This is a genomic window from Pseudomonas sp. TH31, from assembly GCF_016650815.1.
In the GTDB taxonomy this organism is placed as follows: domain Bacteria; phylum Pseudomonadota; class Gammaproteobacteria; order Pseudomonadales; family Pseudomonadaceae; genus Aquipseudomonas.
On the sequence record NZ_JAEKEZ010000038.1, the window covers coordinates 356,499 to 365,412 of the forward strand.

Consider the following 8,914-nt stretch of genomic DNA (forward strand, 5'->3'; position numbering starts at 1 on the left):
GGACGCCCAAGTGCCAGCTCTGACGTCGGAGCAGGCCGCCAGAGGTCCATCGGTTTAGGGTTTGTAGCTTTCGGTCACTTGCGCGGTTTGATCGTCCGGAACCCGCAGTTGCCCACTTTGACGCTGATCGGTTTGCGGTTGTGCGGTGTGGACCGGAAAGTTGTCCCAGTGATGCTTCATCCGCTGCGCGCCGCCTTCGGCAAATGCACTGGCGGAACCGACGATAAGCAGGCCGGCGAAGATCAGGCTGACTCGTTTCATGGTGTGTCTCCCACTAAGAATGACGGGGTGCCTTTCATCCGTGATTCAAGGGCGTGGGCGCAGTATTGGCGTACCCCATTAAGTCGGGGTTAACACCGAAAAAAACTGTGGAAGCTCAAGTACCGCGTTCGACGCATATCCCTGTGGGAGTGAGCCTGCTCGCTCTCACCGTTGATGTTTAGTGGACTCAGGTACCGCGTTTGACGCAGATACTTGTGGGAGCGGGCTTGCTCGCGAAGAGGCCATCAGCTTCAACATCATCGTTGGGCGTACCACCGCCATCGCGAGCAGGCTCGCTCCCACAGTTGATTGGTGGCGGGCTTAGAGTTTCCAGTCCAGGCTCAGTGTTACGGTCCGTGGGTCGCCCCAGTACACGCCGTTGTAGAAGCCGACGTTGTCGTAATATTTCTTGTCGAACAGGTTATCGACGTTCAGCGAGGCAGACAGGTGTTTGTCGAACTCGTAGCGCGACATCAGCTTGACCACGGTGTAAGCCTCCTGGCGGATCTTCGCGTTTTCGGTGATCAACTCGCCGTCGGTATCCCGGCCAACCGGGCGATTGGATTTGCCCCAGATATCGCTCTGCCAGTTCACCGCGCCACCCACCGTCAGTGCGTGCCAGTCACCTGGCAGGCGATACGCCGTGGACAGGCGGAACATGTTCAGCGGTTGCGTGGTATTGGCGCGCTGCTTATCACCGTTGGCCGCATGGGTGTAGGTGTATCCGGCAGTCATGTTCCAGTCGGTCATGACTTCGCCCGAGACTTCGACTTCGAAACCCTGGACCTTCTGCCCCTTGCCCCCGGATTTGAAGAACTCTTCACCGGTCACCGGGTCTGGCGGCACCGAGTTATCCAGTTCGGCAACGTTGTCCTGCTGGCTCCAGAACAGTGCCGTGGCGAGATTCAGGCGTTCCTCCAACAGGCTGCCCTTGAGGCCCAGTTCATAGTTGCTGCCGACCACCGGCTCAAGGTACTTGCGATTGGCGTCGCGATTGTCCTGGGGTTTGAAGATGTCGGTGTAGCTGACGTAAACGGTGTACTCCGAGGTAAGGTCGTAGAGCAATCCAGCGTAGGGCGTCCAGATATCGCTTTGTTGCTGGCTGGTGATTTCGAGATCCGTCAGTTGCAGGTTTTTGTCGTATGTTCGGACCTTGCTCGAAGTTTTCCAGCTGCCGTAACGGCTGCCGAGTACCGCATGAAACCGGTCGGTCAGGTTGAGGCGAGTGGCCAGGTAGCCGGCTTTCTGGCGGGTGCTGTCCGAGTCGCCCGTGAGGCCGGTGACCGTGTCGGGGAACCTGGCGATACCGCCCATGTACTTCCAGTCAGCAATATTGCCGTAGCCGGCGGGGACCGCGCCCGCCACGGTGTAGGGCGAATCTGAACTGCGCTCGGCTTCGCCATAGCCGAACATCAGCTCGTGCTCGCGCCCGAACAGCGCGTAAGGGCCGGCGACGTTGAGGTCATAGGTGTTCATTTTTTGCGTGCCGAGCATGTGCCCTCGGTAGGCGCTCATGCCGCTGCGATCGTCATTCGGGAAACCACTGCCGCCGTAGTAGACCTTGCCGTCGGTATCGCTCTCGCGGTGGGTGTAGGCGGCCTTGAGGTGCCAGCCGCGGCCCAGGTGTTGATCGAGGTTGGCGAAGGCCGTCTTGTCCTTCAGCGGCCACGAACTCCATGGCGTGGCCATGTTGGTGGAGCGGCCCAGGTCGGCCTTGCCACCGGACGAGTTCCAGTAAGGCACCGTGCCCCAGGACGTGCCTTGAACCTGTTTGTCCTGATAGTCGTAACCCACCGCCAGCAGCGTGTCGTCGCTCAGATCCGCTTCAAGCACGCCGTAGCCGACTTCCCGTTGCAGTTGGTAGTCGTCGCGAAACGACTGACTGTCGCGATAGGCCAGCACGCTGCGCCCGCGAACACGTCCGTCGAATGCCAGCGGGCCGCCGACATCCACATAGCTGTAGTAATCGTCATGGCTGGCGCCACTGACCCCGGTCCGGGCTTGCCATTGTGCGGTGGGTCGCTTGCGCACCATGTTGATGGTGGCCGACGGGTCGCCTGCGCCAGTGGTCAAGCCGGTGGCGCCGCGGACCACTTCGATGCGGTCGTAGATGATCGTGTCTGAATCGGACTTCATCCGGCCGAAGGTGTTGAGCATGCCATCAATCTGGAAGTTGTTGATGCCGTAGCCACGGGACGAATAGCTCACTCGGTCCGAGTCATTGTGCTGGACCACCACGCCGGTGGTCTGGCTCATCGCTTCGGACAGGGTGCCGAGTTTGAAGTCGTCCATTTGCTGGCGCGTGACCACGGACACCGATTGCGGGGTTTCCTTGATCGACAGGTTCAGCCGGGTCGCGGTGCTCATGGCGCCGGTGGTGTAGGACGAAGTGTTTTCGGTGGTGCTGCCCAAGCCCTCTGCAGTTACGTGGGTGCTGGCCAGTTCCAGGGCACTGGTTGCCGGGGCCTTTTCGGGGGCGGTTTCGGCCAGCAAATCCGGGCTCAGCGCTGCACTGCAGAGCCCAAGGGTCAAGGTCATGGAACGGGTGATAGGCGCAAACATCGTGGCCGACTCCTTGTCTTCGAGGGAAAATTTCCATTTGTTCAAAGACGAGGAGAAACGGGGGGATTTAGCGTCAAACGAGAATAATTGTCATTTCATGATGTTTCGACAAGCAAACCGCAGGAGCAACGTTTGCTCGCGAAAGCGGTGTGTCAGGCAGCATCAATGTTGGATGTGGCGCCTTCTTCGCGAGCAGGCTCGCTCCCACAAAAAAGGGGCCGTTTCCGGCCCCTAATGGATTACTGCTTGACCACCGCCGGGTCTTGGCCGGACACCGGTTTAGGTTTGAGCAGGCTGAAGTCAATCAACGGACGCACCTGACGCTCATAAGGGTTGCCGATCAATAACGGTCGCGGCTTGAAGCTGTCGCTGACCAGGCTTTTGCTGCGGTCCAGTTCATCGAAACTCAGGCCGGCCAGATCGGCCCAGGTGTGGATCAACTGCGAGCTGCTGTAAGGGCGGCTCAGGTCAGCGGCAAAGCTCCAGTCGTGGGTTTCACGCCACTTCGGCGAGGCATAGGCCATGAACGGAATCGTGTACATCGGCGCTGTCGGTTTGTTTTCGTTACGGCCCAGCGTGTTGTGGCCCGCCGAGTCGAAGACGTCTTCGCCGTGGTCGGAGAGGTACAGCAGGAAGCCGTTCGGATCTTTTTTGGAATAGTCCTTGATCAGGCTCGACACCACGAAGTCGTTGTACAGCACCGCGTTGTCATAGCTGTTGTAGGTCGGTACTTCGTCGTCGGTTACGCCGGCCGGAACGCCGGTTCGGTCCTTGAACTTGTCGAAGGTCGGCGGGTAACGGTACTGGTAGCTCATGTGCGTACCGAGCAGGTGCACGACGATCAACTTGTGTGCCGCCGGATCGCCCAGGGCCTTGTTGAACGGCTCGATCACGTCGCCATCGTACTGGGCGGCGTTCTGGTTACGGTTGTTGTTCAGGTACACCTGCTCGTCGGCCTGTTCGGAGAACGTCGTGAGCATGGTGTTGCGCTTGGTCATGGTCTGCTGGTTGGTGATCCAGAAGGTTTTGTAACCCGCCTGTTTCATCATGCTGACCAGCGACGGCGTCGTCAGATAAAGGTCCGGGTTCTCTTCGTCGGCGAAGGTCAACACCTGCTGCAGCGCCTCGATGGTGTAGGGGCGCGGGGTGATGACGTTATTGAAGATCGCCAGTTGATCCTTGAGCTTGTCCAGTTCCGGGGTGGTATCCCGGTTGTAGCCGTACAGGCTCATGCGCTGACGGTTGGTGGACTCGCCGATGACCAACACCAGGGTCGAGGGCTGATCGGACAGGGTGTTCTTGAGGTTTTTCAGCGGCGCGATCTTGCTCGCACTGTCGAGCATGTCTTGCATGCCGGCGAGGGTGTCGAGGTAGCGGTGATAGGCCACGGCCATCTGCCAAGGCACGGCTGGCTCGATCCGGGTTTCGAATTTCTCGAAGCCGCCGGCAAAGCTGCCAGTGCGGGCGGTCTGTTTGACCAGCGGATAACCGACCACGGCCACCAGAATGGCGGTGGCGGCGACGAATGCCTGCCAGCGTGGCATGTACACCGCACGCAAGCGGGTCCACAGGAAGTAGGCGAACGCGGTGTGCGCCAGGAAGGCCAGCACCATCCACCAGGCAAAGTACTGGGTCATGTACTCGCCAGCTTCAGAGATGTTCGACTCGAACATGATGAAGATGACGCTCTGGGAAAATTCCTGCTGGTAGATGAAGAAGTAGCCCAGGCTGGCCATTGAACAAGCCCACAGCACGATGCCGATCAGTGCGGCCAGAAGGCGGGTGCGATTGGGGAACAACAGCATCGGCGCCAGCCACACGGCACTCATTACGAATGCCTGGCGAAATCCGCTGAAACCGGAAGTGCCAGTCAACTGAATCAGCAGCTGGGTGATGCCGGAGAAATACCAGAAGAATACAAACAGCCAGATAAACCCGGCCCAATCGAAACCTTTCGCAGACGTTTTGCTGCGTTTGAGCAATGCCATTAAGTACGTACTCCCGCCGGCGTCATGGAGTCACCGGCGTCATCAAACCAACCCACGAGAAACCGCTGCCCGAGAACCGAACAGCCACAAGGATCGGGAGTATCGCCAGAAGAATGTGAAAACTTTGTGAGTTTCATTCAGGCAAGCGACAGGTTCGGTGATGAGCGACTGTCGGCCGGGCATACAGGGAGACGCGGGGGGGCAGCCGATTCAGCTGGGCATCAGGCATGCGGGAGGCAGCCCGCACCCAAAGCGGGGAAGCTCAAAATGAAACATTTGTAAGCGTTGTCAGCAGATCAGTCTGCAGCCGCTACCCTTTACCGCATTGCCGTGCCTGGAGCCGCAAAGCAGGAGGTAGCGTGTGCGCTGTGTTTCAAGCGTTATGCAGGGCTGGTACTGTTTGCCCTGCTAGCTGGGCTTGCTGCAACAATTGACGAAGCTGCGTCACCTGGTGCTTCAAGGCGTCACGCTCATCTTTCAATTGGCGCAGTTCTTCACGACGAATAGTGACGTAGAGAGTTTGTGGGGGACGTGCGGTAACGATTGTGTCCATTGCTCACCTCGCAAATGGCCTGCATCAACTGTGATTGCGTCGTTCATCTGGACGACACCCTCACTATCGGCACCGATTTTGGTTTCTTTTGCCCTCGATTGGAACTTTTTTATTTTTCATGGTCGGTGTGTCTTCGGCACGATTCCCGACGTTATCAGTCTGGATCGGGCACAATGCCCGGAAACTTCATCCCCATACGCTGGACTAACTCGAATGAGTCGCGTTGGGCTATAACCTTTGACACACATTATTTGCAGTAAGGAGCATCAGCACATGCAACTCGGGATTATTGGACTGGGCCGCATGGGCGGTAATATTGCGCGGCGCCTGATGCTCAACGGGCATACCACCGTTGTTTACGACCGCAATACCGCCTTCGTCGAGAACCTGGCCGCAGAAGGCTCCACCGGCGTCGTTGATTTGCCGGCCCTGGTGGCTGGCCTGGCCAAGCCACGTGCGGTCTGGGTCATGCTGCCGGCCGGCGCGCCGACCGAAGAGACCATCGACACCCTGAGCAACTTGCTCGAAGCCGGTGACACCATCATCGATGGCGGCAACACCTTCTATAAAGACGACATCCGCCGGGCGAAAACCCTGTCGGAAAAAGGCCTGCACTACATCGACGTCGGCACCTCCGGCGGCGTCTGGGGCCTGGAGCGCGGCTACTGCATGATGATCGGCGGCGACGCCGAGACCGTTAAACGTCTCGACCCGTTGTTCGAAAGCCTGGCCCCTGGCCTGGGCGACATCCCGCGTACCAAGGACCGCAAGTCCGACGACGATCGCGCCGAGCGCGGCTACATTCACGCCGGCCCTGCGGGCTCTGGCCATTTTGTCAAGATGATCCACAACGGCATCGAGTACGGAATGATGCAGGCCTTCGCCGAAGGCTTCGACATCCTCAAGACCAAGGCCAGCGAGAACTTGCCGGAAGACCAGCGCTTCGACCTCAATGTCGGCGACATCGCCGAAGTCTGGCGTCGTGGCAGCGTCGTGTCCTCGTGGTTGCTGGACCTGACCGCCGACGCCCTGGCCAGCGACCCGAAACTCGAGGGTTACTCAGGCTCGGTGGCAGACAGCGGTGAAGGTCGCTGGACCATCGAAGCCGCCATGGAGCAATCGGTGCCGGTACCGGTGCTGTCGAACTCGCTGTTCTCTCGCTACCGTTCACGCGGGCAAGGCACCTTTGGCGACAAGATTCTCTCAGCCCAGCGCTTCGGCTTCGGCGGCCACGTGGAGACTTCGAAAAAATGACCAATACGATCCGCAAGAAATCCAAGGCAGAGCCCGCGCCACCGACCACGTTGTTCCTGTTCGGTGCTCACGGTGATCTGGTCAAGCGTCTGCTGATGCCGGCGCTGTACAACCTCAGCCGTGACGGCCTGCTCGATGATGGACTGCGGATCATCGGCGTTGACCACAACGCCATCAGCGATGAAGCCTTCGCGCAGAAGCTCGAAGACTTCATTCGCACCGAAGCGGCCACCAAGGTCGGCAAGGGCGATGAAGCCCTTGATCCGACCTTGTGGGCCAAGCTCGCGAAAGGCATCAGCTACGTCCAGGGCGACTTCCTGGACGACAGCACTTATCAAGCGCTGGCGGCGAAAATCGCCGACAGCGGCACTGGCAATGCGGTGTTCTACCTGGCCACCGCGCCACGTTTCTTCAGCGAAGTGGTGCGCCGTCTCGGCTCTGCCGGTTTGCTTGAAGAAGCACCACAAGCCTTCAGAAGGGTGGTGATCGAAAAGCCTTTCGGCAACGACCTGCACACCGCCGAAGCCTTGAACGCTTGCCTGCTCAAGGTGATGTCGGAGAAGCAGATCTACCGGATCGATCACTATCTGGGCAAGGAAACCGTGCAGAACATTCTGGTCAGCCGGTTCTCCAATAGCCTGTTCGAAGCGTTCTGGAACAATCACTACATCGACCACGTGCAAATCACCGCCGCCGAAACCGTTGGCGTGGAAACCCGTGGCAGTTTTTATGAACACACCGGCGCCTTGCGGGACATGGTGCCCAATCACCTGTTCCAGTTGCTGGCGATGGTGGCCATGGAACCGCCGGCCGCGTTTGGTGCCGATGCGGTCCGTGGCGAGAAGGCCAAAGTGGTCGGGGCGATCCGGCCCTGGTCCGTCGAGGATGCACGAGCCAACTCGGTGCGCGGTCAATATGCGGCGGGTGAAGTCGACGGCAAGCCGTTGACCGGGTATCGCCAGGAAGGCAACGTCGCGCCTGACAGCAACACTGAAACCTATGTTGCGCTGAAGGTGATGATCGACAACTGGCGCTGGGTCGGCGTGCCGTTCTACCTGCGCACCGGCAAGCGCATGAGCGTGCGCGACACTGAGATCGTCATTTGCTTCAAGCCTGCGCCGTACGCGCAGTTCCGCGACACCGAGGTCGATGAGTTGCAGCCGACGTACCTGCGGATCCAGATCCAGCCCAACGAAGGCATGTGGTTCGACCTGTTGGCCAAGCGGCCCGGGCCGGCGTTGAACATGGCCAACATCGAACTGGGGTTCGCCTACAAGGATTTCTTTGAAATGCAGCCGTCCACCGGCTACGAAACCTTGATCTACGATTGCCTGACCGGCGACCAGACGCTGTTCCAGCGCGCCGACAATATTGAGAACGGCTGGCGCGCCGTACAGCCGTTCCTCGACGCCTGGCAGCAGGACGCGAGCGTGCAGAGCTATCCGGCCGGTGAAGACGGCCCACAGGCCGCCGAGGACCTGCTGGCCCGCGATGGTCGCGTCTGGCACGGCCTCGGATGAGTGAGTCCGCGCAACATGCCATCCGGTTTCTGCTCAGCGACATGGACGGTACCTTGCTGCTGCCCGATCACAGTCTGAGCCAGCGCACCATCGACGCGGTTCGTTCGTTGCGAGAGGCTGGCGTACTGTTCAGCCTGGCCACCGGTCGTCCACCGAAAGCCATGTTGCAGCAGATCGAAGCCCTGGGCGTCGACCTGCCGACCGCCGCTTTCAATGGCGGCACCATCGTCAAACCGGATGGCAGCTTGCTGGTCGCGCATTACTTGCCGGCCACTGCTGCGCTGACGGCACTGGCGCTGTTTGCCGACCGGCCGGACATTGAAATCTGGGTGTTCAGTGGTGGTGACTGGCTGCTCAAGGATCCGCATGGCCCGATGGTGCCCCGTGAGCAACACGGTTTGGGCTATCCGCCGGTGGTGGTCGAGAGTTTTGAACCGTACCTGGAACGCATCGACAAGATCGTCGCCACCAGCAACAACACCGCGTTGTTGATCGAACTGGAAGCGCTGCTATTGCCCGAAGTGGAAGGCCAGGCTCAGGTGTCCCGTTCACAACCGGTTTATCTGGACGTGACCGCGATGCAAGCCAACAAGGGCGCGGCGCTGGCGACACTCGCCGAGTACCTCGGTGTACCGCTCGAACATACAGCGGCTTTGGGCGATGGCGGCAACGACCCGGCGATGTTCCATCGCGCCGGGTTGTCGATTGCCATGGGCCAGGCGGAGGAAACGGTGAAGCGCCAGGCCGACGTGGTTACCGGCGCCAACACCGAAGAC

7 protein-coding genes are annotated in these 8,914 nt (G+C 59.7%); 3 read left to right on the plus strand and 4 right to left on the minus strand.

Going from position 1 to position 8,914, the window contains the following annotated elements; all coding sequences use genetic code 11:
- Positions 1–54: 54 nt before the first annotated feature.
- From JFV26_RS32045 to JFV26_RS32060, 4 genes are all read right to left on the minus strand, one after another.
- Positions 55–261: a hypothetical protein gene (locus tag JFV26_RS32045; protein WP_201197539.1), complete on the minus strand. Its 207-nt coding sequence runs from the start codon at positions 259–261 to the stop codon at positions 55–57.
- 321 nt (positions 262–582) lie between these two features.
- A complete protein-coding gene (locus tag JFV26_RS32050; protein WP_201197540.1) occupies positions 583–2,823 on the minus strand; it encodes a TonB-dependent siderophore receptor in 2,241 nt (746 codons plus the stop codon).
- A 239-nt stretch (positions 2,824–3,062) separates the two neighbouring features.
- Positions 3,063–4,811: a phosphoethanolamine transferase CptA gene (locus tag JFV26_RS32055; RefSeq protein ID WP_201197541.1), complete on the minus strand. Its 1,749-nt coding sequence runs from the start codon at positions 4,809–4,811 to the stop codon at positions 3,063–3,065.
- 373 nt (positions 4,812–5,184) lie between these two features.
- A complete protein-coding gene (locus JFV26_RS32060) occupies positions 5,185–5,364 on the minus strand; it encodes a DUF6026 family protein (protein WP_201197542.1) in 180 nt (59 codons plus the stop codon).
- Between the two features lie 273 nt (positions 5,365–5,637).
- On the opposite strand from JFV26_RS32060, the gene gnd reads away from it, so the two are divergent.
- The 3 genes from gnd to JFV26_RS32075 all read left to right on the plus strand — a co-directional run.
- Positions 5,638–6,618 (plus strand): phosphogluconate dehydrogenase (NAD(+)-dependent, decarboxylating), encoded by a 981-nt coding sequence (gene gnd, locus JFV26_RS32065; protein ID WP_201197543.1) that lies wholly within the window; start codon positions 5,638–5,640, stop codon positions 6,616–6,618.
- Complete coding sequence (gene zwf / locus JFV26_RS32070; RefSeq protein ID WP_201197544.1) at positions 6,615–8,138, plus strand: glucose-6-phosphate dehydrogenase; 1,524 nt, start codon at positions 6,615–6,617, stop codon at positions 8,136–8,138. The genes gnd and zwf overlap by 4 nt, the downstream gene beginning before the upstream one ends.
- Positions 8,135–8,914 (plus strand): HAD family hydrolase (locus JFV26_RS32075; protein ID WP_201197545.1); only part of this gene is annotated, 780 nt, incomplete at its 3' end. The genes zwf and JFV26_RS32075, both read left to right, overlap by 4 nt.

What these genes read in the sequence shown, in the direction of transcription:
- zwf (WP_201197544.1), top strand. Translation starts at nt 6,615, where the DNA reads ATGACCAATACGATCCGCAAGAAATCCAAGGCAGAGCCCGCGCCACCG.
- gnd (WP_201197543.1), top strand. Translation starts at nt 5,638, where the DNA reads ATGCAACTCGGGATTATTGGACTGGGCCGCATGGGCGGTAATATTGCG.
- JFV26_RS32050 (WP_201197540.1), bottom strand. Translation starts at nt 2,823, where the DNA reads ATGTTTGCGCCTATCACCCGTTCCATGACCTTGACCCTTGGGCTCTGC.
- JFV26_RS32045 (WP_201197539.1), bottom strand. Translation starts at nt 261, where the DNA reads ATGAAACGAGTCAGCCTGATCTTCGCCGGCCTGCTTATCGTCGGTTCC.
- JFV26_RS32060 (WP_201197542.1), bottom strand. Translation starts at nt 5,364, where the DNA reads ATGGACACAATCGTTACCGCACGTCCCCCACAAACTCTCTACGTCACT.
- JFV26_RS32055 (WP_201197541.1), bottom strand. Translation starts at nt 4,811, where the DNA reads ATGGCATTGCTCAAACGCAGCAAAACGTCTGCGAAAGGTTTCGATTGG.